This is a genomic window from Bradyrhizobium sp. 164 (assembly GCF_023073715.1).
Classification (GTDB): domain Bacteria; phylum Pseudomonadota; class Alphaproteobacteria; order Rhizobiales; family Xanthobacteraceae; genus Bradyrhizobium.
Map to the genome: position 1 here is coordinate 23,799 of NZ_JADPKA010000110.1, position 26,829 is coordinate 50,627.

Sequence of the window (26,829 nt, forward strand, 5' to 3'; positions counted from 1 at the left end):
AGCCCGCCAGACGATGAGTTGGAACGAAGCCGAGATCCTCGCGGCCCGTCGCAAGATCCTCAAATCCGCACAAGACATGCTGGCTGGACAGCTCTCTTACATCGAGGGCGCACGGAACATTGTTACCGCCAGCACGAAAGCACGCCTCGACGAGCGGGACGTCGACCTGCTGCCCTTTGTCGGCATCGTTTCCGAGACAGACGCGCTACCCCTTTGGTGAGATGAGAAAGCAGCCGATGGCGCTCTCTCGCCGATCCCGGCAAGCTGAGCGACGACCAACATCGGAAACGATGCGCGGGCAATGTAGAATGCGTTCTGAAACATCCGGAGGAGCGGCGCATGGCGATCGTATTCATCACGGGCAGCGCGGACGGTCTCGGCCGCGCGGCGGCAAAATCCCTCCTCGATCAAGGTCACCGCGTCGTGCTGCACGCGCGTTCGGCCGATCGTGCCGCAGCACTTGGCCAGCTTGCGTCGCGTGCCGCCGGAATGGTGGTCGGTGATCTCAGAAGTGCCGCTGAGACGAAGAGCATCGCCGACCAGGTCAATGCGATCGGGCGCATGGATGCGATCATCCACAACGCCGGCGTCTACACGCGGCCGAGCCGTGGCTCGACGCCGGAAGGCCATGCCGAGACTCTGGCCATCAACACGCTTGCGCCGTACATGCTGACGGCCCTGATCGAGCGGCCCGACCGATTGGTGTATCTCAGCAGCGGGCTGCACCGCGGCGGAGAGGGTTCGCTGGACGACCTCGACTGGACGAAGCGGGCCTGGGATTCGGCAAAGGCCTATGCCGAGAGCAAGCTGCATGTCGTCGCGCTCGCTGTTGCGCTGGCACGACGCTGGCCCAAGGTCCTGAGCAACGCCGTCGATCCCGGATGGGTGCGCACGAAGATGGGTGGTGCGAGCGCCCCGGTCGATCTCGACACTGGACAACGGACCCAGACCTGGCTGGCGGTGAGCGAGGATTCCGCGGCCCTGGTCAGCGGGCGCTACTGGCATCATCTCCAGCAGCAGCAGCCGGCCAGTGAGGCGAGCGATCGGATATTTCAGGACCAACTCATCGGCAAATTGAGCAAGCTGACGGGCGTTGAGCTGCCGGAGGCGTAAAGCGCGATGATTCGTCGTCATTGCGAGCGCAGCGAAGCAATCCAGTCTGCCTCCGCGGACACACTCTGGATTGCTTCACTGCGCTCGCAATGACGGAGCAAGCTTCAATCGACCCGATCCGGCCGCCATGCCGCGTACAGACCGACGAGGGTCCCGATGGCGACCAGCCCTGCCGCGAGCAGCACCTGCAATTGCCCGTCATCGGTGGCGCCCACGGATGACACAAATCTGGTCACGACGATGAACAGAACGCTCACTGAGGCCGCCGCACCCACGCAAAGATGGGCGAGCTCTCGCGTCAGGTTCCGGCCGAGAAGTCCGAGTGCCGTAAAATACATCGCGCAAGCGTTGGGATGGACGAACAAGGCAACGCGGGCGTAGCGGCCATAAGCGTCGAGCAAGGACTCACATCGGCTCAGGGCCGCTCTCGAGGCAACGCGCTGCAGGAGCGGTCTGAAAAAGCGAGCCTGTCCGTAACTCAGAACGGCGCCCACGATGATGGCCAGCCACGCCACGATAAAAACGGAGACATCCGCGGACTTCGGAGTGAGCGCGACGGACATCAAGATGAGGGCAGTTCCGGGAAAATAGCCAAAATAGGGGAAGAGCGACTCGGCGAGAATGCAGACGAACATGAAGACCGGAAACCATGATGAACCGGTCGCCCCCTGGACGATGGCGTTCAAGTCGAAAAGATTCGTCCTGTACAGGACGAGGTACATGCAAATGGCCAATCCGGCCAACGCGTAAAACGGCAATGCGCCGGAGAGAAACCGTCTCATTCAACCATCAAGCTTTGTTGCGCGGACATAGCGGCCTCGCTCTTTTCCGGATCATGCTTTAGGCGAATGAGATTGCTCCTGTCGATAGCGCCCTTTGCTCACGCAATCCTCGCCTCGCCCTGGGCATCTATCCGATCGACAGAATCTCGATCTCCTGGTTACCAGAGCCAACCACGTCGCCAACCGCCTTCCCCATCAACGCCCGCGCCACTGGCGAGACGAACGAGATCGTCCCCGCCTTCGGGTCGGCTTCGTCCTCGCCGACGATGCGGTAGGTCTGCACGCGGCCATCAGTGCGGCTGAAGGTGACGGTGCTGCCGAAGGCAACGACATCGCTCGAGGTCGGATCGGGAACGACCTGCGCGGTGCGCAGCCGTTCGGTGAGATAGCGGACGTCGCGCAGTGGCGCGGCTGATTGCCGGCGCTTTTCGTTGACGTCATCGATCGCTTGCGCGGCTTCATAGGCCTCGCGCGCCTCGGCAAGCTGCGTCTGCAACGCCTGCAAGCCTTTTTTCGTCACGAGGTTCGGATGCGGCGAGATCGGGCGGTCCGGCAACAGCGTTTCGGACGCGGTTTCGGCGCTTTCTTCCTTGGTGAAGGCGACGCTCAATTTCAAAATCCTGTCGGACTGTCCTGGCTACCGGCAGCGTTCCGCCGCCGCTGATTGACCTGGACTATATCTCAAGTTCGACGAAACGGCGTAGCTTGACGACGATGTCCGGCATGGCCTGGCGGAACCGGGTCGCATTCTGGAACGTGGTCGAGAACGGCGCGAAGGTGATCATGGCATTCCAGTGCTTGTAACCGTAGACCGTGACGGAGGCGCCGGTCGCGGGAAAATTCTCCATCTTGCGCAATTCGCCAAGCACGAGATCGGCAATCGCTTCCGCAGGGAGCAATTGCTTGCCGTCTCGTGTGGTGACGATTTTCGGAGGCGCCTCGACCGGCTGCGTGTCGGCTGCTACGGCCTCGGCGGCAGGCTTGGCCGCTGCAGCATCTGTGTTGGACGGCTCGACCGACTCAAACCCGTTCGTCGGCGCTGTCGGTGGAGCCTCGGCGAGCGGCGGCGGCGTCACGACGTCGGCGCGCTTGTTGCCCCCCAGGATGCTGGTGATCATGGCCACCAAGCCAGCATCCTTCCCGTCCTCGCTCATTCCTTCCCCCGGACCTTGGCCCACACTAGCACCCGCAAGCGGATCGCCACAATGTATGCGGTCGAACCCAATCTGGCCAAGCCCATGCGTTCGACGGCACCGGCGCCGCAACCGCTATCCCGGTCGCGCCGCGGCGCAATCCGCTACTGTTTATCGAACGGAATGTATTGCTGGTATTGCTTGGGCACCGAGCTGCGGTAGCGCGCGGGGACGGTGCCGGTGTCGACCGAATGATCGATCTCCTGCTGCCGCGTCATCTTCTTCTTCGCCGGCTTCTTCGATGCGCTCTTCTTGGAATCGGTCGGCTGGCTGGAGGTGTCGGTGGCCGCAGCCGGTGCCGTCGTCGCGGCTGGCGCAGTGCTCGTTGCGGCAGGCGCAGCGGTTCCGCCGGCGGCCGGTGCGCCCTGCGCCAGGGCCAGCGGCGTTTGCATCAGGAGCACCAGCGCTGCCGTCGCAGCCAGCAAATATGATCTCTGCATCAGAACCTCCAAAATGCCTGATCCGAATGAGGCAAGCCTAGTCCCACGGGATCGAGGCGTGCAAGTTCGTTGAGATTAGGTCAGAACCTGTGCGCGAACTGTGGTGGAGATCACATTGTCCGCCGCCGGCTGCGTCAGGATGTATCTCACCTCGAACGCATCCCGCGTCGCGGACACCAAGATAGGCATGACCGTGCGTCCGTCAGGCCACGGGGAACGCCAAGGCACGGCCGTTCCACCCCGCCCTAGAAGGAGATTGAAATGCGTCGCACCATCCTCACCCTTGCATCGTTCGCAACCGTGATCGCCGCGTCCTTGGCGGCGGCGCCGGCCCAGGCCGCAAACGACAGATATTGCCTGCAAGGCCGCAACTGGGGCTATCCCGGCAATTGCCAGTTCGCAAGCTATCAGCAATGTGCCGCCACCGCCTCCGGCACATCGGCCTCTTGCGGCATCAATCCGCGCTACGCCTACTCGCAGCCGTACTATTACTGACGAGAAGGCGGCGTGCGTGACCGCGCACGCCGCGCTCCGCTATGCGCGAGCTCCGAGACCGGTCTCCTCCAGCCGCATCGCGAACCAGCGCGACAGCGCTTCATCGACGAGCCCGCTGACATGGACCTCCGACATCGTGACGTGGTGCCTGTCCAGCACCAGCAGTACGCCCATCCAATAGGGAAACCAGACATGCACGTCGGTCAGCGCCCTCAGTTTGTGCTGGTCGTGCTCGAGCGGCGTGTGATTGCTCGCCTTGCGGATCTCGACAGTGAGCAAATTGTTCGGGATCTCGCGCTGATGCACGGCGACATCAGGATAGATCGACTTGCCGAGATGGTCGTCGGTCGAGATGATAGTGCCGTGCGGCAGATGCAGCGTGCGCTCACCAAGCCGGTCGTAATTGCAATCAACTGACCAGCCGGAGAACTGCTTCTCCAAGTGCACGGCGAAGCGGTGCGTGATCGCGCGCTCGCCGACGTCCTTCTCGAACAGGAATGCTTCCTGCGCGTAGAAGTCCCGGAGCGCCGCGATCACCTTGTTCAGCTCGGTTTGCATCGTGCCTCCGGGCCCATCACGCGCCCTCAGTTGCGCCGCTGCCAGATCCTCATGGTGAGGAGCGCGGAACGCGCGTCTCGAACCATGAAGGCCCGTATCCCACCTGCAAGCATCCTTCGAGGCGCCCGCTCACGCGGGCTCCTCAGGATGAGGACTGAAGTCGCGGCGCAACCGGCCAGACTCACATCTGGACTTCGATCAGGCGCGGCCCGGGCTCGGCGACGGCTTCGGCCAGCGCCTTGTTGAACTCGTCGGCATTGGTGACGGCGCGGCCAGGCACGCCCATGCCCTTCGCGAGCGCGACGAAATCCAGCGTCGGACGATCGAGCCGCAGCATGTCGTTGGCGCGCTGGCCGGGCTCGCCGGCGCCGACATTGTCGAACTCGCCGCGCAGGATCTGGTAGATGCGGTTGGCGAACACGATGGTGACGATGTCGAGGTTCTCGCGGGCCTGCGTCCACAGCGACTGGATCGTGTACATCGCGCTGCCATCGCCGACCATGGTGATCACCTTGCGATCCGGACAGGCGATTGCGGCGCCGATCGACAGCGGCGTCGAGAAGCCGATCGAGCCGCCCATGTTCTGGAGCCAGTCGTGCGGGGCGGCGACCGCCGTCGGCGGGAAGAAGCCGCGGCCGGTGGTGAGGGATTCGTCGACCATGATGGCGTTCTCGGGAATCGCACAGGCGATCGCCTGTGCGATCGAGGCAAAGGTGAGCGCGCCGGTCGGCTTGACCAGTTCCTGCAAAGCCTGCGGCTTGACGTCCTTGGCGCTGGCCTTTACGGCGCCCGCAAGCGCTTCCAGCGCCGCGACCGAGTTCTCGCCCCAGGAGGTCATGCGATGGACCTCGCAGCCCTGGGGCTTGAGCATGCTCGGCTTGTTCGGATAGGCGAAGAACGCCACGGGATCGTCAGACTCGACCAGCACGATGTGACGGAATTTTGCCAGCATCGGCAGCGCCTGCTCGATGACGTAGTGAATGCGATCGATCGAGAAACGGCCGCGGCCGCGCGCCATCTTGGGACGGAAGGTCGGGCCCATCACCGTGCATCCGGTCTTGCCGGCGATTCGCTCGGCGAGCGCCAGGCCCTGCTCGCTCAGCGCGCTGCCGGTCATCAGCAGCAGCGTGCCCTCGCCGTCGCCATGCAGGATCCTTGCGGCCTGGTCGACCGCCTGCGGCGAATAGCTCGCCCGCTGCTGCTCGGCCGGAACCTCGGCGATGCCGTCGGCCTCGTTCCAGGCGGTGTCGGCGGGCAGGATCAGGGTGGCGATCTGCGGCGGCGCGCTCTTGGCGGCGGCAATCGCTGCTGCGCCGTCGGCGGCGACCGATTTGGAATCCGGCGAGGTGCGGACCCAGGACGACATCGGCCGGGCCAGGCCCTCGATGTCGGAGGTCAGCGGCGCGTTGTAGCCGATGTGGTAGACGGCGTGCTGGCCGACAATGTTGACGATGCCGGAATTGGCCTTCTTCGCGTTGTGCAGATTGGCAAGGCCGTTGGCGAGGCCGGGGCCGAGATGCAGCAGCGTCGAGGCCGGTGTTCCCTTCATGCGGAAATAACCGTCGGCAGCTCCGGTGACCACACCTTCGAACAGGCCGAGCACGCAACGCATGCCGGGCACGCGGTCGAGCGCTGCGACAAAATGCATTTCGGAGGTGCCGGGGTTGGTGAAGCAGACGTCCACCCCGCCCTTGACCATTGTCCGCACCAGGCTTTCCGCACCGTTCATCCCAAGGCTCCCACGACAGGCATTGTCCAGATATCCGTGCGATCAATCATTGTTCGCGCGTTCCGTCAAAGCAATAGCCGCCATCGCGGCCCTGCCCGGCGTAACGATGCGCTGGCTGGGCTAATTCCTTTCGGCAGATGGGGCGCGGTTGCCGATTTGGTAACGCCAATCGTTAAGCATGGCGTCCCTCACGCGGCCGTGGCTTGCGAAATGCCCGCAAATATGGCCTCTGGCTTCCATTGAATCGATTTTTTGCTTGGGGGAGACAATGATCCGGTTTTTTGCCGCGCCGATGGCCGCCATGGCACTGGTGTCGGCCATGGCAGGAGGCGCGCTCGCCGAAGAGTTCGACTCGCGCGACATCATGGGCGGCGGCCCGAATTTCTTCCGTTCCGGCGCCAACCCCGTCCCCCGCACCACCGTCATCTATAACGGCAATTACGCGCCCGGCACGATCGTGGTGAACACGAGCGAGCGGCGGCTGTATCTCGTGCTCCAGAACGGCCAGGCGCTGCGCTACGGCATCGGCGTCGGCCGCGACGGCTTCCGCTGGGGCGGGGTGCACAGGATCACCGCCAAGAAGGAATGGCCGGACTGGACGCCGCCGTCGCAGATGCTGGCCCGCCGGCCCGATTTGCCGCGCCACATGAAAGGCGGCGTCGACAATCCGCTGGGCGCGCGCGCGATGTATCTGGGCTCGACGCTGTACCGCATCCACGGCTCCAACGAACCGGAGACGATCGGCCAGGCCGTGTCCTCGGGCTGCTTCCGCATGACCAATGAGGACGTCACCGACCTCTACAGCCGGGTCGCGGTCGGCACCACCGTGGTGGTGCTGAACAACTAGGCCGCCACAGAGGGAACCCGCAGGGCGCGTGAATTTGCGGGCTTGTGCGCGCGACGCGAATGCGGCAGCGTCGCACGACAATGAGCGCATTGAACCTGACCGCGCCCGCCGTCCGCGCCGCCCTGCTGGCGCTCGCCGCGCTCACATTGGTGCCTGACACCGCGACCACGGCCCGAGCGGGCGAACTGCCCGCGATCGCCTCGCGCCAGCGCTCCGAGAAGAAGAGCTTTACCGACGGCGAGATCGTTGACGGTTTTCTCAAAACGGCGTTCGGCGCCGAATATCACCTCGCCGGCCGCGTCGACCGCATCCGCAAGTTCGACGGGCCGGTGCGCGTGTACGCCGAGAGCGACCGCGCCGACCGCAAGATGCAACTCGCAAGGGTCGTGACTGACATCGCCGCCCGCGTGCAGCATCTCGACATCGCCATGACCGACACCAATGAGGCGGCGAATGTGCGGGTGAAGCTCGTGCGCGATCGCGATCTCTACCGCACCCTCACCAGCTTCTACGGCGCGGAGAAGGCGCGCGAGATCCGCACCTCGCTCGATCCGCAATGCCTGTCCGGCTTTCGCAAGAACGACAATTTCGAGATCGAGCATTCCGACGTCATCCTCACGGTCGACAACGGCGATTTCGTCTTCCTCGACTGCGCCTACGAGGAGCTCTTGCAATCGCTCGGGCCCATCAACGACACCGCCAGCGTGCCGTGGACGATGTTCAATGACAACGTCTCGATGGGCTATTTCGACGTCTACGACCAGTACATCCTCAATCTGCTCTACGACCCCCGCATCAAGCCCGGCATGACGGTGCAGGAGGTCAAGGCGGTGCTGCCCCAGGTGCTCGCCGACGTGCGCACATGGGTGAAGCGGGTGAACGATCTGAAGGAATGAGGCGCTTCTTACCCTTCCCTGGAGAGCAGGCAATCGCATATGGGTTTTTGGGCGGCGAATGAGCGCGCGCCTCGTCCTTCGAGACGACCGCTTCCAGCGGTCTCCTCAGGATGAGGCTAAGCGGCACCGGTGTTCGTTGAAACTGCGGTCCTCATCCTAAGGGCCCGCCAAAGCCGGGCGTCTCGAAGGATAGCCGAAGGCGAACAGTCTTCAAATGCGATAGCCCGGCCCTCCAGGGGAGGACGAGCAAGACTTAACCCGGCAAGCCATTAGCCTGAGATCGCGCCCTCACACCTTCCTTGCTCTCGTCATCAGATACTGCTGGCGCATCACGTTGTTGCCGGCATCGAAATATTCCGAGATCAACGCCTCGAACTCGGCGCGGAAGCTCCTGAGCTTGTCCGGCTCGTCCTGATACTGGGCGACGAGCTTGATCAAAGGCCCGATCGTCGTTTCCATGGTGCGGCGGAAATGCTGCGGGCTGAGTGCGGACGGCGTCATCATGTCCATCTCGAAGGAGAGGTCCTGTGCTTTCCCGGCGAGACGCTCGGCGACCGTTTTCGGATCGCCCCACAACACCGGCGACGCCACACCCTCGGGCGGCGGCAGATGGCGGCCGATCAGCGCGAACATCCGTCCGACATAGAGATGTGGCGGCCAAGTGGAGAAAGCGATGGTGCCGCCGGGCTTCAGCACCCGCAGCATCTCGCCGATTGCAAGGTCCGGACTCGGTGCAAACATGTGGCCGAACTGGCTGAGCACCACGTCAAACTCATTGTCGCCATAGGGCAGGCTTTCGGCGTCACCGTCAGCGAAGTCAATATCGAGGTTCACCAGCTGCGCGTGCTCGCGGGCGCGCTCGATCAGAACCGGCGACAGGTCGAGACCCCTGACCTTCGCACCGCGGCGCGCGGCCGTGATTGCGACCACACCCGTGCCGCATGCGACGTCGACCAACCTTTGGCCGGCGACAACGCCGGCAAAACCGACCAGCTTGGCGGCGGCCGGTGTGGTGAACACTTCCATCGGGGTGAACAGCGACCAGGCTTCCTTCTGAACGGCCTTGAAACCTGCAAACGGATCCTGCGCGGTCATGGAACTCTCCTTCTCGAGCTCGATGTTCATGAGGCTGACGACGGACGCCGAAGGTTCAACGCGCTCACCGAAACCTTCTTCCCGTATGGTCCGCCTTGTCCGTCCATCCATGCAAGGCTCCGCGGCACGAGGAACGTGGATGCGCGGGACAAGCCCGGGAATGACGATCCCACTGCAACAGCCTAACCCCGCGCGGGCCCGCGCTACAGGCTCAATAGATCGAAGGCTATTGCACGAGATCGGCAACGGTGGTGGCGGCTTTCAGGCCGGTGCCGGTGAGGACGGCGACCGTGGTCTCGTTCGCCTTGATGGCGCCGGCAGCGGACAGTTTTTCCAGCGCGGCAGCCGCGCTGGCGCTGGTCGGCTCGGCAAACAATCCTTGCCGTGCAAGACGCCGCAGGGCAGCAACGATCTCGTCCTCGGTGAGCGCGACGGTGCCGCCGCCGCTTTCGCGCAAGGCGCCGATGATCTCGCGCAGGCGCAGCGGATTCTTGATGGCGGTGCCTTCGGCGATGGTCTTGTGCACCTCGCGCGCGACAGGCGTATCGACGCCGGCCTGGAAGCTTGCATCGATCGGCGAGCAATTTTGCGGCTGCGCCGCGAACAGGCGCGGCAGCTTTGTGATCTGGCCGGCTTTGCGCAGCTCCCGGAAGCCGAAGGCGCAACCGAGCAGGCTGCTGCCGGCACCGACCGGGACGATGACGTTGTCGGGCGCGTGGAAGCCGAGGTCCTCCCAGATCTCATAGGCGAGCGATTTGGTGCCTTCGAGGAAAAACGGCTGCCAATTGTGGCTGGCGTAGAACGTCTGGTGCGACTGGCGGATCGCCTCGGCCTCCGATTCCTCGCGCGGGCCATCGACGAGCTGCACCGCGGCGCCATAGGCGCGCACCTGCGCGATCTTGGCCGGTGAGGTCGAGGCAGGCGCGAGGATCTTCACGCGCATGCCGCCGGCGGCACCCAGCCCGGCCATGGACGAGCCGCCATTGCCTGAGGAATCCTCCAGCACCGCATTGATGCCGATCTGGCGCAGGAAGGACAGCATCACGGAAGAGCCACGGTCCTTGAAGCTGCCGGTCGGGTTGAACCATTCGAGCTTGAACAGCGGCCGCAGTTCGCCCCAATCCTGCTGGACCAGGGGCGTGCAGCCCTCGCCGAGCGTGATCGGCTTTGCGATCTCGACCGGGAGCGCCGCCCGGTAACGCCAGAGCGATCGCATGCGGCCATCGATGTCTTCGCGCGACATGCCGGCGCCCGGCGTCACCAGCAACGGCGTGCGCTCGTCCGAGCACCAGCGCGGCCGGTCCAGCGGATAGAGTTGTCCGTTGCGGGGGTCGATGTAGCTGGCGGCGGGCATGGCAGTCTCCAAGGCGAGGCGATCCTACGGTTGGGCTGAGTCAGGTTTTGTCGAGAACGTGTCGTCCGCACAGCCAGACCATTCGGCACCCCTTGAAAACACGAAAATTGGAAATATTTCAATCTCTTAAACTGGCCGCACAGGCAGAGCGGCCGGGTCCGCCAACGCGGGCGCGCGGTGCCAAAGGCGGCGCTGCTGGCGCGTTGACGACGGGAATTAGGCACGAAGGGGCTCTGCCCGCCCGGCACGATTAACTTGTCTGTCGTGCCTCGCCGCTACAATATGTCGGATTGAGCTCGCGTCGCCGGTGTCCTCGACTGGCAACGCGACCGAGCCAGGCCCGTCCGAGCGGCGGGCCGTTGGCTTTTTGGGAGCCTGGACATGAGCCGCGCGAACCGTACCGACCACATCCGCCTGACCTCCCATCCGGAGCCGGGCCGGAAGGCCGCCTTCCCGATCCATTGGGGCGCCACTGAGGCGCGCGCCCGGGGTCCGATCATCGGCACGGTGTCGCGCGCTGGGGATCGTAACGTGATCGGCAGCCATGGCGGATCCTACGCGATGTACCGGGCGCTCGCAGTGTCCGCGGGCGCGCTCGATCCGATCCGGCGTCCTGACCTCACCAACACGTTTCCCGCCGCGACCATTGGCCCGTTCCCGCAATGGAATGATCCCACGAAAATCGTCGCGCTCGATCCGTGGGGGCATCTCGTTGCGGAAAACTTCCGCCAGGAGATCGCCGAGGGCTTCGACATCAGGCCGAGCATCGCGGTAACCCGCGCGCGACTGGACCTCCCGGAGATCCGCGAGGCGCTGGCGGCAAACCGGCTACGCGCCGACGGCGAGGTCGTGCACGCCAATGGCAGCGTGTCGGTGGTGAAGATCGCGATCGATCCGGTGTGGTACCTGCCGGGCCTCGCGACTCGCTTCGGCACCGGCGAGACCGAGCTGCGGCGCACGCTGTTCGAGCAGACCGCCGGCATGTTCCCGGAGCTGGTGACGCGGCCGGACATGAAAGTGTTCCTGCCGCCGATCGGCGGCACCACGGTGTACTTGTTCGGCGATGTGACAAAGCTGCCGGACCACCGCACCAAGATCACCTGCCGCGTGCATGACGAGTGCAACGGCTCGGACGTGTTCGGATCCGACATCTGCACCTGCCGGCCCTATTTGATTCACGGCATCGAGGAATCCGCGCGCGGCGCGCAGGAGGGCGGGCTCGGACTCGTCGTCTACAATCGCAAGGAAGGCCGTGCGCTCGGCGAGGTCACCAAATTCCTGGTCTACAACGCGCGCAAGCGCCAGGAGGATGGCGACGCGGCCGCGGCCTATTTCGAGCGCACCGAATGCGTCGCCGGCGTGCAGGACGCGCGCTTCCAGCAATTGATGCCGGATACGATTCACTGGCTCGGCTTGACCCGCATCGACCGCTTCCTGTCGATGAGCGACATGAAATACGACGCGCTGACCTCGCAAGGCATCGACATCGTCGAGCGCGTGCCGATCCCGCCGGAGCTCATTCCCGCCGACGCCTATGTCGAAATCGCCGCGAAGAAGGCCGCCGGCTATTATTCGACCGAAATCGCGCCGGAGAAGGACGTCAACGACGTGGTCGGGCGTTCGCTGGAAAAATACTGATCGCGCGATGGCGGAGGCTTTGGAACGAGAGGCGCGCGCGCTGCTCACTGCAGCGGCGGTTCGCGCGCGGGCCGCGCAGATGCTCGAGATCGGCCTCGCCGGCGGCCTCCAGCATTTCACGATCGATCTCGGCCGCATGGACGGCGTCGCGCAGGCCGTGCTCGCGGTGACGCGCAAGGCCTATCCGAGGCTGGACATTCCCTTCCATGCACGATGGCGGCATTTCGTGCTTGGCGGCGTCGATCGCTGGGCGGAGCTCGCGGACGCTACGTCCTGGCCGGATCGCGCGGCGCGGGCGCGCGCGGAGTTCGACCTCGCCATCGTCAGCGTGCTGCTCGATGCCGGCGCGGGTGCGGCGTGGCGATATCGCGACGCGGTGACAGGAGAAAGCATCGGCCGGTCCGAGGGGCTTGCGATCGCAAGCCTCGATATGTTTGCGGGCGGCCTTTTCTCGCGCGATCCCGGCGCGCCGTTCAGGGCCGATGCGGACGTGCTTGCAAGGCTGCCGCGCGACAGGCTCACATCCGCCTTTCAGGTCGGCGATGCCAATCCACTGCTTGGACTGGAAGGGCGCACGGATCTGCTGCGCCGTCTGGGCAAGCTGGTCGCAGAGCGTTCGGAGGTATTCGGTTTGAACGATACGCCGCGGCCGGGCGGCCTGTTCGATCACATCGCGGCGCAAGCTGTGGGCGGCGCGCTTCCCGCGCCCGCCATCCTCTCCGCGGTGCTGGACCAGCTCGGACCAATCTGGCCGTCGCGGCTGGAACTCGCGGGCATTCCGCTTGGCGATTGCTGGCATCACCCGGCGATCGAGGCGGACGACGCCACCGCCGGTCTCGTACCGCTGCACAAGTTGTCGCAATGGCTGAGCTATTCGCTCATCGAGCCGCTCCAGCGCGCAGGCTTCGAAGTGACCGACATCGACGGCCTGACCGGGCTCGCCGAATACCGCAATGGCGGCCTGTTCGTCGATCACGAAGTGCTGCGTCTGCGCGATGCCGCGGATGCCGCGCGCGCGCATGCCGTGGATTCGCTGCTCGTCGTCGAGTGGCGCGCGCTCACCGTCGCCCTGCTGGACCGGCTGGCAGAGCGCATCCGCGCCAAGCTCGACCGCACGCCTCAGACGTTACCGCTCGCCAGCATTCTAGAGGGCGGCACCTGGGCCGCGGGCCGCGCGATCGCCTTCGCACGCCGTCCGGACGGTTCGCCGCCGCTCAAAGTGATCAGCGACGGCACGGTTTTTTAATAACCCTCTCCCCTTGTGGGAGAGGTGGCTTCGCGAAGGGCGAAGCCGGGTGAGGGTTGTCTCCGCGGGCACATCTCTCATCGAAGTTCGTGGAGACGACCCCTCATCCGGCGCTTCGCGCCACCTTCTCCCACAAGGGGAGAAGGGAAGAAGAAGAGCATCCCATCATGGAAGGCGTCACGATCGTCGATCATCCGCTGGTGCAGCACAAGCTGACGCTAGTCCGGGACAAGTCCATCTCGACCAAGTCGTTTCGCGAGCTGATCAAGGAAATCGGCATGCTGCTGTGCTACGAGGTGACGCGCGACCTACCGCTCGCCGACACGGTCATCGAGACGCCGCTGGCAACGATGCACTCGGCCAAGATCGCCGGCAAGAAGCTGGTGTTCGTGCCGATGCTGCGCGCCGGCACCACCTTCGTCGACGGCATGATGGATCTGGTGCCGACCGCGCGCGTCGCCCATATCGGGCTCTACCGCGAGCCGCACAGCTTTGCCGCGGTCGAGTATTTCTTCAAATCGCCGTCCGATCTCGGCGAACGGCTCGCGATCGTGGTGACGCCCGTGGTCGCCACCGCCAACACGGCCGTCGCGGCCATCGACCGGCTGAAGGAACGCGGCGCCAGGGACATCCGCCTCGCCTGCCTGATCGCCGCGCCGGAAGGCCTCGAGCGCCTGCGCGGACTGCACCCGGACGTTCCGATCTGGACGGCCGCGGTGGACGAAGGCCTCGACGAGAATGGCTTCATCCTGCCCGGCCTTGGCGACGCCGGCGACCGCGCTTACGGAACGCGGTAAGTGCTACGCGCACATTAGGAACAGCTTCCGTCGCGCGATGTTCTCCTGCTCTAGCATGGAGAGCACGATGACCTATCAGAATGATGACCGCAGGACTGACCGTGCGCGCCGCAACAGCCCGGTCGGCTGGGCGATCGGCGCCATCTTCGTGATCGCCGTGGTCGCAGCCATCTTCTTCTACAATGGGCGCGAGGTCGGTCAGCAGACCACGACATCCAGCCCGAACAACGCGCCGAACGTCACCACTGGCTCGAACCCGCCGGCGGCGCCGGCGAAGTAACCCCCGGCGGCTCACACCTTTCCGCTGCCGCAAATCGCCTTCAGCGCCCGCCACTCCTTGTCCGTCAGCAGCGGCGGGCCGCTGGCAGGGCGATCTTCCTTGGTCATGCGCGCAAGACGGTCTTCGGTCAGCGGATGGCTGGCGAGGATCGTCATGAGACCGGAGCCGCCTTCCTTGCCGGTGATGCGGAACATCAGCTCGGCCGCGGGTTTGGGCGAGCGGCCGAGTGCGTGCATGACGTCGATGGCGAAGGTGTCGGCGCCGGTCTCGGCCTCGCGCGAATAGGAGGCTTCGACCACGCTGCGCGAGGCGAAGATCACGGCCGAGGAGCCGGTGACGTCGCCGAACAACAGGCCGATCAGGAACGAGGTGCCACCGTTGTAGATCAGGCCGCGCATGTTGTCGTGATGCTTGAGATGGCCGAGCTCGTGCGCGAGGATGCCGGCGAGCTCGTCGGGGCTTTCAGCCTTGTCGAGCAGGCCCTTCAGCACGAACACTTTGCCGCCCGGGAGCGCGAACGCGTTCGGCACCGAACTCGGCAGCACGCCGGCCGTCATGGAATCGTCGTCGAGGCCGGCGGCATCGCGCAGACGGTTGACGAGCTTTGTGAACGCGGCCTTGCCTGCGGGATCTTCGCAGGCGCTGCGGCCGAAAATGGTCTTCACCTGGACCTCGGACGCATCGCCAATGCGGCGCTCGATCGGTTTCGGCACGAGCGGCGCGAGCCGATCGGCGGCGAGCGGTACGCCGAACAGCACGACGCAGACGATGGAGACGGCGGCGGCCACCGACCAGCCGACGATCCTCGCGACACCACGGCGCGTGGTCTGGCGCTCGTCGAGGCGCAAGCATCGCGCGGTTAGATCGGCTGCGAGCGCGGCATCACGGACCTCGAGCCGCGCGAGTGGCGGCGCGGATGTCGAAGCCAGACGCAAAACCCCGGCCGGGCTGTCGGCGCGGCGGATATCGGCATAGGCCCAGCGAACGGGCGCTTCGCCGTCCTCGGCGATCTCTAGGGCGTCACCGAGCGTCAGCGTCACCTGACGCCTGCGGCTCGAGACACCGTCGAAGAAGATCGCCGGCTTTGCGGACTGCGCGGGGACCTCGGTCAACAACTCACTCACAGCTCAGAATCCCGCAACATCCAGTCCATCGGCAAAACCTTCGCCGAGCGCGCCAGCGAGCTCGCCGCTGCCGCGCACATCCGCGGCGGCCGCGATGTTGTGCACCTCGACGTTCTCCAGCACCTTGGCCCAGAGATCGCGCTGGAGATAGACGCGCATGATGATGTTGACGGCAAGGGCGAGCGCGAAATAGCCGATCACCATCATCACCAGCATCGGGATGCTCTTGGCAGCATTGTCCGGGCCGAACACCTCCTCCACCGGAACGCCGCTCAGGGTGACGACGAGCATGGTGGCGCCGCCAAGATAGGCGGCAAAAGCCATCGAGAGCAGCAGCCACCAGCCGATCACCTTCCAGTACAGGCCGTAGAAGGCGTCATGAGGCAGCCGCGAGGACAGGCTGACGCCGCCGATACGGATGCCGTCGAGCCACCAGCGCCATTCGCGCGCCTTGAACTCGGCATAGAAGAACGGTGCGAGCGGGAAGATCACCAGGACGATCGGGCTGAGCAGCCACAGCCACCAGCCGCGCTTGAAGAACGTCCAGCCGTCGCCTTCGAAATCGCCGGTGAGATCGCCGTAATGGGTGTGCTGCATCTTGTAGCGTTCGAGCGCAGCCTCACGCCAGGGCAGCGCCAGGCCGAGCGTCAGAAACACGAGCAAGCCCCACAGCATGGCACGGAACGAATAGGCCCAGCCCGAGCCGTCCATCCAGAACCGCACGCCGCGCCAGGCCGTGCGCGTCAGGCGATAGCGGCGCGCGCGAAAAATCGCGAACTGGCCGAAGGCATAGAAGGCGATGAAGAGCGGCGCCGAGGCAAAGCCCTGCCAGCGTTCGAACTCGATGCCGACAAGGAAATACGCGAGATAGATCGGCACCAGGATCGCAAGTGCGAACAGGAAGCCGACCAAAAGCTCCTTACCACGTCCGGTGTATTCGGCTGCATCGCCGTCGATCGCGGTGTTGGTCCACAGATGACGGCGGATGTCGGTGACGAGCCAGAACCGGTAGAAGCCGAAGGTGACGAGCTCGAGCATGGCACCCCTGGTGACCAGCTTGCGGAATTCGGGGCGGCTGCCGGTGAAATCGACCCGCATCGGCGGCAGCGGCGGCGGTATGGGTTCGGAGCCGGTGGGGGCCCATTGCATGTCGTTCACGGCGGCAACCTCGGGGTGCGGATCTGTGACGGCCAAACTATAGATCAGAGGTTAGTCGATCCCAAGATAACCGGGTTCGATTTACCTCGATTCCAGTTGGTTTCTTGCACGATCCCCCACTGAGCGGCGTGCGGGAGGTCACGTTCGCGTGCCAGCGTGACGTCCGTCCGACGCTCTCGGGAAGGTTGGATGTGGCAAAACTCTCCTTGCCCCGGCGCAGACAACCGGCTGTAATTGCAAATCAAATACCGCAGCGCAGAATTCAACGACGCGCGGTTCACGACAGGGAGAGCGGTCATGCATGGGACTATCGAGAGCGCAGCCAAGCTCGACGCGTTGCGCGAGCGCGCCACATCGCTGCCGCTGGAGCAGTTCGATCCCGGCGATCCTGAACTGTTCAGGACCGATACGTTCTGGCCCTATTTCGACCGCCTGCGCCGGGAGGATCCCGTGCACTATTGCAAGGACTCGATGTTCGGCCCGTACTGGTCGGTGACGCGCTACAATGACATCATGGAGATCGAGACCAATCATTCGGTGTTCTCCTCCGCCTCCGCACTCGGCGGCATCACGATCCGCGACATCGATCCAGACCTGCGCCGCGAGAGCTTCATCTCGATGGACCCGCCGCGGCATGCGGCGCAGCGCAAGACCGTGGCGCCGATGTTCACGCCGACGCATCTGGACAATCTCGCGCTCAACATCCGCAAGCGCTCGGCCGAGTGCCTGGACAACCTGCCGCGTGGCGAGGTGTTCGACTGGGTCGACCGCGTCTCGATCGAGCTCACCACGCAGATGTTGGCGGTGCTGTTCGACTTCCCCTGGGAGGACCGCCGCAAGCTGACGCGCTGGTCCGACATCGCCACCACCATTCCCGGTCCGGACGGCCTCGTCGCCACCGAAGACGAACGACAGGCCGAGCTGACGGAATGCGCGGGCTATTTCTCCCGCCTCTGGAAGGAGCGCATCGAGCAGCCGCCGAAGAGCGACCTCTTGTCGATGATGGCGCATGGCGCCGCGACGCGCGACATGGATGCGAAGAACTTCCTCGGCAATCTCATTCTTTTGATCGTCGGAGGCAACGACACCACCCGCAACACCATGTCGGGCTCGATCTACGCGCTGAGCCAGCATCCGGACCAATATCGCAAGCTGCGCGAGAATCCTGATCTGCTCGACAGCTTCGTGCCGGAGGTGATCCGCTGGCAGACGCCGCTCGCGCATATGCGGCGCACGGCGCTCTCCGACTTCGAGTTCCGCGGCAAGCAGATCAAGAAGGGTGACAAGGTCGTGATGTGGTATGTCTCGGGTAACCGAGACGAGGAGGTGATCGAGAGGCCCTACGATTTCATCATCGATCGCGCCCGCCCGCGCACGCATCTCTCCTTCGGCTTCGGCATCCACCGCTGCGTGGGCTTGCGGCTGGCCGAACTCCAGCTCAAGATCATCTGGGAAGAGATCCTCAAGCGCTTCGACCATATCGATGTGGTCGGCGAACCCAGGCGGGTCTATTCGAGTTTCGTAAAGGGTATCGAGACGCTGCCGGTGAAGATCGCCGTGTGAGTCGAAGAACTCCCCTCTCCCGCGTGCGGAAAGAGGCGAAGGAAAGATCAACTGGAGCCACGACCATGAACATCCAAGCGCCGGTTAGAGTGAACAAGGCCGAACGCATGCGCAGGGCCCGCGAGGAGGCCTATGCGACGCCGTTGTCGCAATTCCACCCCGGCGCGCCCAGGCTGTTCCAGGACGATACCTTGTGGCCTTGGTTCGAGCGGCTGCGCAACGAAGAGCCGGTGCATTACTGCACCAACGCGCCGATCGAGCCCTACTGGTCGGTGGTGAAGTACAACGACATCATGCATGTCGACACCAATCACGGCATCTTCTCCTCCGACTCCAAGCTCGGCGGCATCTCGATCCGCGACGTGCCCGAAGGCTATGACTGGCCGAGCTTCATCGCCATGGACCAGCCCCGGCACTCGGCGCAGCGCAAGACGGTGTCGCCGATGTTCACCCCTCAGCATCTGGACGAACTGGCCAAACTGATCCGCCAGCGCTCGCAGACCGTGCTGGACAATCTGCCGCGCAATGAGACTTTCAACTTCGTCGAGCGCGTCTCGATCGAGCTGACGACGCAGATGCTGGCGACCCTGTTCGACTTCCCCTGGGAGGAGCGGCGAAAGCTGACGCGCTGGTCCGACGTCTCGACCGCGTTGCCCAAGAGCGGCATCGTCGCCTCGGCCGAAGAGCGCCGCCGCGAGATGGACGAGTGCTATGCCTACATGTCGAAGCTGTGGAACGAGCGCGTCAATTCCGAGCCGCGCAACGACCTGTTGTCGCTGATGGCCCATAACGACGCCACACGCCACATGGACCCCGACAACCTCATGGGCAACATCATCCTGCTCATCGTCGGCGGCAACGACACGACGCGCAACACCATGACCGGCTCGGTGCTGGCGCTGAACGAGAACCCGGAGCAGTACGACAAGCTGCGCGCCAACCCGGCGTTGATCGATTCCATGGTGCCGGAGGTGATCCGCTGGCAGACGCCGCTGGCGCATATGCGGCGCACCGCGCTCCAAGACACCGAGATCGGCGGCAAGCACATCAAGAAAGGCGACCGCGTCGTGATGTGGTACGTCTCGGGCAACCGCGACGAGGAGATGTTCGAGCGGCCGAACGATTTCATCATCGACCGCGCGCGGCCGCGCACCCACCTCTCCTTCGGGTTCGGCATCCACCGCTGCGTCGGCATGCGTCTGGCCGAGCTCCAGCTCCGCATCATCTGGGAAGAGATGCTGAAGCGCTTCGACCGCATCGAGGTGGTCGGCGAGCCCAAGCGGATCTATTCGAGCTTCATCAAGGGGTATGAGTCGCTGCCGGTGCGGATTCCGGGATAGGCTCCGCTCCTAGAAGGCTCTTTGGGGCAAGCGACCTCATCAACCTCCGCTGTCATGCTCCGCGAAAGCGGAGCATCCAGTACGCCGCAGCCTTTCGGTTCCAGCCGTGCGGCCTCTGGAATACTGGATTGCCCGCCTTCGCGGGCCATGACACCGAGGGTGAGGCGAAGAGCGCATCGCCCCTGACACTCCGCAAGCGCAGCGACACCCCGGCTATAAAATTCCGGCATGACAGCTCGCGCCAGATGCGAAGGCAAGTTGGCACCGGGCTGTTCTAAGCACGAGCGCACTTAACTCAGCCTGATGTCCCACAGGCCCTCCTTGCGGCAGGCCGCGACCTCCTCACGCAAAAGCCCGGTGATGGCGAGCGAGGCCGTCGAGGCCGGACGATCGATCGGAGAAGCGAAAATGAGCTCGCGCGTCATCGGCTTGGACACGGGCGCGGTCTCCAGCCGGCCGTCCGCGACCTCGCCGTGGACGGATGATGGCGGCAGCAGCGCGAAACCGAGGCCCTCCTCGACCAGGCTCGTCAGCACCCGAAACGAATCCGCTTCCAACTGGACGTCGAGCTTGATCTTGCGCTGGGCCGCCGCGTGCTCGATCAGCGCGCGGAGGCCGTGCGAATGACTGGGCAGCACCAGGCGTTGCCGCAGCAGCCAGCCGATGTCGACGCTCTTCCTGCGCGCGAGACCACAGCCGCGCGGGCCGACAGCGACGATGTTGTCGCGGCCGAGACTCTCGACGTTGAGATGCAGGTCGGCCGAGCGGCCGTAGAGGATGGCCAAGTCCATCTCGCCGCGATGCAGCCATTCGACGAGATGGCCGCTGTAGCTCTCGACGATACGCAGCGAGATACCGGGAAATTTCTCGACGCAGCGCCGCGCAAAGCGCGCCGACAGCACGCAGCTCACGGTCGGAACCAGGCCAAGCACGACCTGGCCGGATGGCGGGCCCTTGGCCGACTGGATGTCGTCGCGGATCTGGTCGATCTGCCGGACGATGCCGGAGGTTCGCGCCAACAGCAGGCGCCCGGATTCGGTCAGCACCATGCCGCGGCCGTTGCGCGTGAACAGCTCGGTGCGCAGCTCGTGTTCCAAGAGCTTGATCTGGCGGCTGAGCGCCGGCTGCGCCACGCGCAACGTGTCGGACGCCTTGGACAGGCTGCCGAGCTCCGCCACGCAACTGAAGGTCCTAAGCTGACGGAAATCCATGCTTGCCAATCCTGGAAGGCTACTCCATACGCTATAGCAAATGAGCATAGGGGGCTGGCGTTGTTTTCACAACGCCGGGGGATTGGCCGGCGTTATCTTAACTGCCGCTATTGATTGGAAACGCCATGAGTCAAGAACACCACTCCGAAGATTACGCCGACATCCGCGAAGCGGTCGCCAAGCTCTGCGCGCAGTTTCCCGGCGAGTATTGGCGCAAGCTCGATCGCGAGATGGCTTACCCGAAGGCTTTCGTCGATGCGCTGACTGAGGCCGGCTATCTCTCGGTGCTGATCCCTGAGGAATATGGCGGCGCGGGGCTGAAACTCTCGGCCGCAGCGGCGATCCTGGAAGAGATTCAACGTGCGGGCTGCAACGGCGGCGGCTGCCACGCCCAGATGTACACGATGGGCACGGTGCTGCGGCACGGTAATGCCGAGCAGAAGGCGAAGTATCTGCCGAAGATCGCGAGCGGCGAATTGCGCCTGCAAGCTTTCGGCGTCACTGAGCCGACCAGCGGCACCGACACCTCCTCGCTCAAGACCTTCGCGCGCAAGGATGGCAACGACAGCTACATCGTCAACGGCCAGAAGATCTGGACCAGCCGCGCCGAGCATTCCGACCTGATGGTGCTGCTGGCGCGCACCACGCCGAAGGAGCAGGTCAAGAAGCGCACCGATGGTCTCTCGGTATTCATCGTCGACATGCGCGAGGCCAAGGACAATGGTCTGGAGATCCGCCCGATCCGCACCATGATGAACCACGCGACCACCGAAGTGTTCTTCACGGACATGAAGGTGCCGGCGGAAAATCTGATCGGCGAGGAAGGCAAGGGCTTTCGCTACATCCTCTCCGGCATGAATGCCGAGCGCATTTTGATCGCGGCCGAATGCGTCGGTGACGCCAAATGGTTCATCGCGAAGGCCACGAACTATGCCAAGGAGCGCGCGGTGTTCGGCCGGCCGATCGGCCAGAATCAAGGCATCCAGTTTCCGATCGCCAAGGCCTACGCCTCGATGCGCGCGGCCGAGCTGATGGTGAAGGAGGCCACGCGTAAATACGAGGCCGGGCTCGATTGCGGCGCGGAGGCCAACATGGCCAAGATGCTCGCGGCGGACGCGTCGTGGGAAGCGGCCAATGCCTGCATCCAGACTCATGGCGGTTTCGGCTTCGCCGAGGAGTACGACGTCGAGCGCAAGTTCCGCGAGACGCGACTCTACCAGGTGGCGCCGATCTCGACTAACCTCGTGCTGTCGTACGTCGCCGAGCACGTGCTCGGCATGCCCCGCTCGTATTGAGGCAGCCATCATGGGAGCACTTGACGGGATCAGGGTGATTGCGGTCGAGCAGGCGGTGGCAGCACCGTTCTGCTCCTCGCGCCTGGCAGATGCCGGCGCGGAGGTGATCAAGATCGAGCGGCCCGAGGGCGATTTTGCACGCGGCTATGACGCGGCAGCCAAGGGCCAGAGCAGCTACTTCGTGTGGCTCAACCGCGGCAAGCAATCGGTGGTCGTCGATCTCGCAACGAAAGAAGGCTGCGCCGAGCTGGAAAAGCTGATCGCAAGCGCCGACGTGCTGATCCAGAATCTCAAGCCGGGCTCGATGGACAAGCTCGGCTTTTCGCGCGAGCGGCTGCTGAAGGACTATCCCAAGCTGATCTCGTGCACGATCACCGGCTACGGCGACGCGGGCCCCTACGCGCATCGCAAGGCCTATGACTTGCTGATTCAGGCGGAAAGCGGCCTGGCCTCGATCACCGGAAATCCCGACGGCGCCTCGCGCGTCGGCATGTCGATCGTCGACGTCGCGACCGGCGCGACCGCGCATGCGGCGATCCTGGAGGCGCTGATCGGGCGCGGGCGTACCGGCAAAGGTGCCGACATCCGCATCTCCATGTTCGACGTGATGGCGGATTGGTGCACCGTGCCGCTGCTCAACTCGGAGGCCGGCAATCCTCCAAAGCGCATGGGCCTGCGCCATCCCTCGATCGCGCCCTATGGCGTGTTCACCTCGGAGGATGGCAAGGACATCTTGATCTCGATCCAGAGCGAGCGCGAGTGGAAGACGCTTTGCGCAAAGGTGCTGGACCAGCCGGACCTGCCAAGCGATCCGCGCGTCGCCAACATGGTCGAACGCGTGCGCAACCGCGACTTCACCGACAAGACCGTCGCGGACGCCTTCAGTCATATGACGCGCGACGAGCTGCTGAAGCGGCTGTCCGATGCCGACATCGCCTTTGCCGAGGTCAACACCATGGCCGACCTCACCAACCATCCGCATCTGCGCCGCATCGAGGTCGATACGCCCAACGGCCGGGTCAGCTATCCCGCGCCGGCGCCGATCATCGTTGGCGAGACGCGCAGCTATGGGCCGGTGCCGGCGATCGGCGAACGTCCCCAATCCAAAAAATAATAGAGCGAGGCGTCATGACCGAGAAGCTCGACATCGATCATTTGCGGCAATGGATCGGCCGCAACCAAGAGGCCACCGACATCGTCACCGCGCAGCTCGTGAAAGGATTGCGCGCGACGCTGTTCCAGGAGGTCGGCGAGCCCAGGAACGGCGATGCCGCACCGTTCACGGTGCATTGGTGCCTGGCACAACCGGTGTTTCCAATGTCGATGTTAGGGCCCGACGGCCACCCGACCCGCGGCGGCTTCCTGCCGCCGGTGCCGCTGCCGCGCCGGATGTGGGCCGGCGGTGAGATCGAGTTCCTTGAGCCGCTGCGCGTTGGCGATGAATCGACGCGCACCTCACGCATCGCCGACGTGCAGGTGAAATCGGGCTCGACCGGCACGCTGTGCTTCGTCTCGGTCGAGCACAGCATTTCCTCGCCACGCGGGCTCGCCATTCGCGAGCGGCAGGACATCGTCTATCGCGAGATGACGAGCAGCGCGCCCGCAAAGGCTCCGCCCCCGCTACCGAAGGCGCAGCATCGCGAGACTCATGTCTCCGATCCCGTGCTGCTGTTCCGCTACTCCGCACTAACCTTCAACGGCCACCGCATCCACTACGACCGCGACTATGTCACCAAGGTCGAGGGCTATCCGGGCCTGATCTTCCACGGCCCGTTGCAGGCGGCGCTGATCATCGAAATGGCGGCCCGCTTGCATGGCGGCAAGGCGCCGAAGAAATTTACCTATCGTGGCGTGCAGCCGCTGTTCGAGGGCACGGAGTTCTCGATCAATGCGAATGAGACCGAGGCGAGCATGGAGCTGTGGACCGCGAATGCGGAAGGGCAGCCGACGATGAAGGGCACGGCGGTGTGGTGAGGCTCTCTCCTCGTCATTGCGAGGAGCGAAGCGACGAAGCGGGAATTTAGACCCTCACCCTGAGGAGCGCGCCCTTCGCGCGCGTCTCGAAGGGCGAGGCCACCAGCCGGGCCTTCATCCTTCGAGACGCGCGAAGACGCGCTCCTCAGGATGAGGTCGAGAAGGGACGGAAACCATGGCAAAGAACGGCAAGACCGGCAGCAAGTCCGTCACCGTGAAGCAGGCCACGCTCGACCTGCTGCGCTCTTTCGGCATCGACAGGGTGTTCGGCAATCCCGGCTCGACCGAGCTGCCGTTCCTCAGCGACTGGCCTGACGACATCGACTATGTGCTGGCGCTGCAGGAAGCCAGCGCGGTCGGCATGGCCGACGGCTACGCCCAGGCCACGCGCAATGCCGGCTTCATCAATTTGCATTCGGCGGCCGGCGTCGGCAACGCGCTCGGCAACATCTACACCGCGCATCGCAACCAGACCCCGCTCGTGATCACCGCTGGCCAGCAGGCGCGCTCGATCCTTCCCTTGCAGGCGTTTCTCTACGCCGAGCGCGCGTCGGAGTTTCCGCGGCCTTACGTCAAATACAGCGTCGAGCCGGCACGGGCCGAGGACGTGCCGGCCGCCATTGCGCGCGCCTATTACACCGCAATGCAGGCCCCGTGCGGGCCGACCTTCGTGTCGATCCCGATCGACGATTGGGCGCATGCGGCATCTCCCATCGAGGCGCGCAAGGTCAGCCGGGAGATCGGGCCCGAACCAGATGCGATGCAGGCGCTGGTGAAAGCGCTGACGTCGTGCAAGCACCCTGCACTCGTCATCGGCCCCGGCGTCGATCGCGCCGGCGCAGTCGATCTGATGGTGCGCGTGGCCGAGAAGGCCAAGGCCAGCGTCTGGGTCAGCCCGTTCTCGGCGCGCTGCTCGTTCCCCGAGCGCCATCCGCAATTCGCGGGCTTCCTGCATGCTTCGCCCGCGCAGCTGTCCGATGCACTACGCGATCACGACCTCATCGTCGTGATCGGCGCGCCGGTGTTCACCTTTCATGTCGAAGGCCATGCCGCGATCTTCGACGGCAGTGCGACGATCTTCCAGATCACCGATGATCCGGATGCAGCGGCCGTGACGCCGGTCGGCACCAGCATCATCGCGACGATGAAGCCTGCACTGAGCCTGCTGCTCGACCTTCTGCCGGAGAGCAAACGCGCCGCGCCAAAGGGCCGCACGCTGCCGCCGGCGCCGCAGGCCGCCGATCCGCTGCCCGTGGAGTTCCTGCTGCACTCGCTGTCGCAGGCAATGCCGGATGGCACCTCGCTGGTCGAGGAAGTCCCCTCGCACCGGCCAGCGATGCAAAAGTTCATGCCGATGCGCGGCCAGGACAGCTTTTACACGATGTCCAGCGGCGGCCTCGGCTACTCCTTGCCCGCCGCAGTCGGCATGGCGCTCGGCAAGCCGAAGCAGCGCACGGTCTGCCTGATCGGCGACGGCTCGGCGATGTATTCGATCCAGGCGCTTTGGACCGCTGCGCAGCGCAAGCTGCCGCTCACCGTCGTCGTCATCAACAATTCCGGCTATGGCGCGATGCGCTCGTTCAGCCAGGTAGTGCAGGTGAGGAACGTGCCGGGGCTGGAGCTGCCAGGGATCGATTTCGTGCGGCTCGCCGAAGGCATGGGGTGCGAAGCGGTACGGGTGACGAAGGCTGCGGAGCTGGGCGAGGCGCTGAAGCGCGGAATGACGTTTGCGGGCACGAGCCTGATCGAGGTCGTCGTGGATTCGACGGTGCCGGTGCTTTACGGGCAGAAGCACTAGGGGCGAATTCCGTCACACATTCAACTGTCATCGTCCGCGAAGGCGGGCGATGACAGCGTCAACTGCGGGAACAGCGTCCCTTACTTCCCGAACTCCTCCCGCATCTTCGCCTGGATCTTGGCCATGCCGCCGATCCAGCGGTCGTAATTCTCGGTCTTCTTGCGCATGTAGCCGAGCACCTGGGGGTGCGGCAGGATCAGGAACGTCTCCTGTTCGAGGCCGGCGAGCACGTCCTTTGCCACCTGCTCCGGCGTCAGGTCGCCGTCGCCGGATTGCGGGCCTTTCGGGATCGAGCGCAGCATGTTGGTGTCGACGCCCTGCGGACAGAGGATCGAGACCTTGATGTTGTGCGCCTTGTGCGAGATCGCGAGATTCTCGGCAAAGCCGACCGCGGCGTGCTTCGTCGTCGAATAAGCTGGGCTGCCGACCTGCGACAACAGGCCTGCGGCCGAGATCGTGTTGAGGAAATAGCCGCCGCCACGCGCCCTCATGCGCGGAACGAGATGCCGCGCGGCATAGACGTGGGCCATGACGTGGATCGCCCAGCTCCGCTGCCACGGCTCATCGGAGTCGCCGCCGGCATTTTCCGACATCGGATCGAAGCCGCCGCCGATGCCGGCGTTGGAGCAGAACAGCTCGATCGGGCCGAACTGCCGCTCGGTCTGCTCGATAACGTGGGCGATGTCCTTTTCCTGCGCGACGTCGCATTTGAAGGCGTCACCATCCACCATGGCTGCGACCGCCCTTGCGTTGGTGGCATCCATGTCCGCGACGACGACTTTGGCTGCACCCGCCCTGTGAAAAGCCTCGCACAACGCCTTGCCGATGCCGTTGGCGCCGCCCGTGACGACCACGACCTTGCCGGTCACCTGCATGCGACGTCTCCTCTTGTCTTGGCCCGCG

General features: G+C 64.6%; 27 protein-coding genes. 15 read left to right on the forward strand and 12 right to left on the reverse strand.

Features of this window, described 5'->3' with window-relative positions:
* The first annotated feature begins 13 nt into the window (after positions 1–13).
* Together IVB01_RS32970 and IVB01_RS32975 are read left to right on the forward strand one after the other, a co-directional pair.
* Positions 14–220: a hypothetical protein gene (locus IVB01_RS32970; protein ID WP_247277386.1), complete on the forward strand. Its 207-nt coding sequence runs from the start codon at positions 14–16 to the stop codon at positions 218–220.
* A 119-nt stretch (positions 221–339) separates the two neighbouring features.
* Positions 340–1,113, forward strand: coding sequence for an SDR family NAD(P)-dependent oxidoreductase (locus tag IVB01_RS32975; protein ID WP_247277387.1), 774 nt, complete (start codon positions 340–342; stop codon positions 1,111–1,113).
* A 104-nt stretch (positions 1,114–1,217) separates the two neighbouring features.
* Here the strand turns inward: IVB01_RS32975 and IVB01_RS32980 are convergent, their stop codons facing one another.
* The 4 genes from IVB01_RS32980 to IVB01_RS32995 all read right to left on the reverse strand — a co-directional run bounded on the left by IVB01_RS32980 (position 1,218) and on the right by IVB01_RS32995 (position 3,528).
* Positions 1,218–1,895, reverse strand: a complete 678-nt coding sequence (locus IVB01_RS32980) for a hypothetical protein (RefSeq protein ID WP_247277388.1) — start codon at positions 1,893–1,895, stop codon at positions 1,218–1,220.
* A gap of 127 nt (positions 1,896–2,022) precedes the next feature.
* The gene (gene greA / locus IVB01_RS32985) at positions 2,023–2,505 is read right to left on the reverse strand and encodes a transcription elongation factor GreA (protein ID WP_247277389.1); all 483 of its coding nucleotides are present in this window, start codon (positions 2,503–2,505) and stop codon (positions 2,023–2,025) included.
* Between the two features lie 64 nt (positions 2,506–2,569).
* Positions 2,570–3,049, reverse strand: coding sequence for a hypothetical protein (locus IVB01_RS32990; protein ID WP_247277390.1), 480 nt, complete (start codon positions 3,047–3,049; stop codon positions 2,570–2,572).
* A 143-nt stretch (positions 3,050–3,192) separates the two neighbouring features.
* On the reverse strand, positions 3,193–3,528 hold the full coding sequence (locus IVB01_RS32995; RefSeq protein ID WP_247416647.1) for a hypothetical protein: 336 nt from the start codon (positions 3,526–3,528) through the stop codon (positions 3,193–3,195).
* 261 nt (positions 3,529–3,789) lie between these two features.
* Between IVB01_RS32995 and IVB01_RS33000 the strand changes: the two genes are divergently transcribed.
* The gene (locus IVB01_RS33000; protein WP_247277392.1) at positions 3,790–4,023 is read left to right on the forward strand and encodes a DUF3551 domain-containing protein; all 234 of its coding nucleotides are present in this window, start codon (positions 3,790–3,792) and stop codon (positions 4,021–4,023) included.
* Positions 4,024–4,062: 39 nt separating this feature from the next.
* Here IVB01_RS33000 and IVB01_RS33005 read toward each other — a convergent pair whose 3' ends face one another.
* Together IVB01_RS33005 and IVB01_RS33010 are read right to left on the reverse strand one after the other, a co-directional pair.
* Complete coding sequence (locus IVB01_RS33005; protein ID WP_247495196.1) at positions 4,063–4,581, reverse strand: hypothetical protein; 519 nt, start codon at positions 4,579–4,581, stop codon at positions 4,063–4,065.
* A gap of 181 nt (positions 4,582–4,762) precedes the next feature.
* Complete coding sequence (locus IVB01_RS33010) at positions 4,763–6,310, reverse strand: acetolactate synthase large subunit (protein WP_247277394.1); 1,548 nt, start codon at positions 6,308–6,310, stop codon at positions 4,763–4,765.
* A 268-nt stretch (positions 6,311–6,578) separates the two neighbouring features.
* Between IVB01_RS33010 and IVB01_RS33015 the strand changes: the two genes are divergently transcribed.
* Together IVB01_RS33015 and IVB01_RS33020 are read left to right on the forward strand one after the other, a co-directional pair.
* Positions 6,579–7,157 carry a L,D-transpeptidase gene (locus tag IVB01_RS33015; protein ID WP_247277395.1) on the forward strand — a complete coding sequence of 193 codons (579 nt, stop codon included), beginning with the start codon at positions 6,579–6,581 and terminating at the stop codon, positions 7,155–7,157.
* 80 nt (positions 7,158–7,237) lie between these two features.
* A complete protein-coding gene (locus tag IVB01_RS33020) occupies positions 7,238–8,053 on the forward strand; it encodes a DUF2927 domain-containing protein (protein WP_247277396.1) in 816 nt (271 codons plus the stop codon).
* A 288-nt stretch (positions 8,054–8,341) separates the two neighbouring features.
* Here IVB01_RS33020 and IVB01_RS33025 read toward each other — a convergent pair whose 3' ends face one another.
* Positions 8,342–9,148 carry a class I SAM-dependent methyltransferase gene (locus tag IVB01_RS33025; protein ID WP_247495197.1) on the reverse strand — a complete coding sequence of 269 codons (807 nt, stop codon included), beginning with the start codon at positions 9,146–9,148 and terminating at the stop codon, positions 8,342–8,344.
* Positions 9,149–9,374: 226 nt separating this feature from the next.
* On the reverse strand, positions 9,375–10,502 hold the full coding sequence (locus IVB01_RS33030) for a threonine synthase (protein ID WP_247277398.1): 1,128 nt from the start codon (positions 10,500–10,502) through the stop codon (positions 9,375–9,377).
* A gap of 381 nt (positions 10,503–10,883) precedes the next feature.
* Here IVB01_RS33030 and IVB01_RS33035 point away from each other — a divergent pair, with 381 nt between their 5' ends.
* The 4 genes from IVB01_RS33035 (at position 10,884) to IVB01_RS33050 (ending at position 14,463) form a co-directional block, all read left to right on the forward strand.
* Entirely contained in the window at positions 10,884–12,140 is a 1,257-nt protein-coding gene (locus IVB01_RS33035; RefSeq protein ID WP_247277399.1) for a GTP cyclohydrolase II, read from the forward strand.
* Positions 12,141–12,147: 7 nt separating this feature from the next.
* Positions 12,148–13,386, forward strand: a complete 1,239-nt coding sequence (locus IVB01_RS33040) for a URC4/urg3 family protein (RefSeq protein WP_247448703.1) — start codon at positions 12,148–12,150, stop codon at positions 13,384–13,386.
* A 167-nt stretch (positions 13,387–13,553) separates the two neighbouring features.
* A complete protein-coding gene (gene upp, locus IVB01_RS33045) occupies positions 13,554–14,183 on the forward strand; it encodes a uracil phosphoribosyltransferase (RefSeq protein ID WP_018317218.1) in 630 nt (209 codons plus the stop codon).
* A gap of 67 nt (positions 14,184–14,250) precedes the next feature.
* The gene (locus IVB01_RS33050) at positions 14,251–14,463 is read left to right on the forward strand and encodes a hypothetical protein (protein WP_247277401.1); all 213 of its coding nucleotides are present in this window, start codon (positions 14,251–14,253) and stop codon (positions 14,461–14,463) included.
* An 11-nt stretch (positions 14,464–14,474) separates the two neighbouring features.
* Here the strand turns inward: IVB01_RS33050 and IVB01_RS33055 are convergent, their stop codons facing one another.
* Positions 14,475–15,587, reverse strand: a complete 1,113-nt coding sequence (locus IVB01_RS33055; protein WP_247277402.1) for a M48 family metallopeptidase — start codon at positions 15,585–15,587, stop codon at positions 14,475–14,477.
* Positions 15,588–15,590: 3 nt separating this feature from the next.
* Positions 15,591–16,736, reverse strand: coding sequence for a YjgN family protein (locus tag IVB01_RS33060; protein WP_247277745.1), 1,146 nt, complete (start codon positions 16,734–16,736; stop codon positions 15,591–15,593).
* 306 nt (positions 16,737–17,042) lie between these two features.
* Between IVB01_RS33060 and IVB01_RS33065 the strand changes: the two genes are divergently transcribed.
* On the forward strand, positions 17,043–18,308 hold the full coding sequence (locus tag IVB01_RS33065) for a cytochrome P450 (protein WP_247277403.1): 1,266 nt from the start codon (positions 17,043–17,045) through the stop codon (positions 18,306–18,308).
* Between the two features lie 65 nt (positions 18,309–18,373).
* On the forward strand, positions 18,374–19,648 hold the full coding sequence (locus tag IVB01_RS33070; RefSeq protein ID WP_247277404.1) for a cytochrome P450: 1,275 nt from the start codon (positions 18,374–18,376) through the stop codon (positions 19,646–19,648).
* A gap of 290 nt (positions 19,649–19,938) precedes the next feature.
* Here the strand turns inward: IVB01_RS33070 and IVB01_RS33075 are convergent, their stop codons facing one another.
* Positions 19,939–20,859 (reverse strand): LysR substrate-binding domain-containing protein, encoded by a 921-nt coding sequence (locus IVB01_RS33075; protein WP_247277405.1) that lies wholly within the window; start codon positions 20,857–20,859, stop codon positions 19,939–19,941.
* Between the two features lie 125 nt (positions 20,860–20,984).
* On the opposite strand from IVB01_RS33075, the gene IVB01_RS33080 reads away from it, so the two are divergent.
* From IVB01_RS33080 to mdlC, 4 genes are all read left to right on the forward strand, one after another.
* Positions 20,985–22,154 carry an acyl-CoA dehydrogenase family protein gene (locus tag IVB01_RS33080; RefSeq protein ID WP_247277406.1) on the forward strand — a complete coding sequence of 390 codons (1,170 nt, stop codon included), beginning with the start codon at positions 20,985–20,987 and terminating at the stop codon, positions 22,152–22,154.
* Between the two features lie 10 nt (positions 22,155–22,164).
* Positions 22,165–23,268, forward strand: coding sequence for a CaiB/BaiF CoA-transferase family protein (locus IVB01_RS33085; protein ID WP_247277407.1), 1,104 nt, complete (start codon positions 22,165–22,167; stop codon positions 23,266–23,268).
* Positions 23,269–23,282: 14 nt separating this feature from the next.
* A complete protein-coding gene (locus IVB01_RS33090; protein ID WP_247277408.1) occupies positions 23,283–24,128 on the forward strand; it encodes a MaoC family dehydratase N-terminal domain-containing protein in 846 nt (281 codons plus the stop codon).
* A gap of 175 nt (positions 24,129–24,303) precedes the next feature.
* Positions 24,304–25,926 (forward strand): benzoylformate decarboxylase, encoded by a 1,623-nt coding sequence (gene mdlC, locus IVB01_RS33095; protein ID WP_247277409.1) that lies wholly within the window; start codon positions 24,304–24,306, stop codon positions 25,924–25,926.
* 80 nt (positions 25,927–26,006) lie between these two features.
* On the opposite strand, the gene IVB01_RS33100 is transcribed toward mdlC, so the two are convergent.
* Complete coding sequence (locus IVB01_RS33100; protein WP_247277410.1) at positions 26,007–26,801, reverse strand: SDR family oxidoreductase; 795 nt, start codon at positions 26,799–26,801, stop codon at positions 26,007–26,009.
* Between the last annotated feature and the right edge of the window lie 28 nt (positions 26,802–26,829).